A 478-nucleotide genomic window follows, 5' to 3' on the forward strand; every position below is an offset into this window, starting at 1 on the left:
TCACGACTGCGCTGGCGAGGATTGCGACGAACGGCGTCCCGTAGCGGTGGTGAATCTGGCCGATCGACGGGAGCAACTGTCCCTCACGTCCCATCGAGAACGCCACGCGTGACGACGCGATGACGACTGCGTTGAGGGCGGTGAGTGTCGAGAACACGGCCCCGAAAACAATGAGTGCACCACCGTTCTGGATAATCGGTAATCCGGTCGGCATGAACGATGTGGCTGCCGTGGCGATGCCCGCCTCGCCGGCGTCGGCGAGTCCTTGAGCCCCGAGCGTGCCGACGGCGACGGTCACAACTGCCAGATAGACGACAACCGTAACAGCGAGACTGATGAATATCGCCTTGGGGATGTTTTCACGCGGGTTCTGTACCTCCTCGGTGACGGTGGTGATGAGGTCGTACCCCTCGAAGGCGATGAAGGTTAGCCCCATCGCCGGCAGAACCGCGGCCGCCCCGCTGCTCTGTGGAAACAG

At 62.6% G+C, this 478-nt stretch carries 1 protein-coding gene; it reads right to left on the reverse strand.

Features of this window, described 5'->3' with window-relative positions; translation table 11 throughout:
• A partial coding sequence (locus FY251_RS21075) for an APC family permease (protein WP_148416878.1) occupies positions 1–478 on the reverse strand: 478 nt, incomplete at both ends.

The organism is Haloferax sp. KTX1 (assembly GCF_902410085.1).
GTDB classification, from domain to species: Archaea; Halobacteriota; Halobacteria; order Halobacteriales; family Haloferacaceae; genus Haloferax; species Haloferax massiliensis.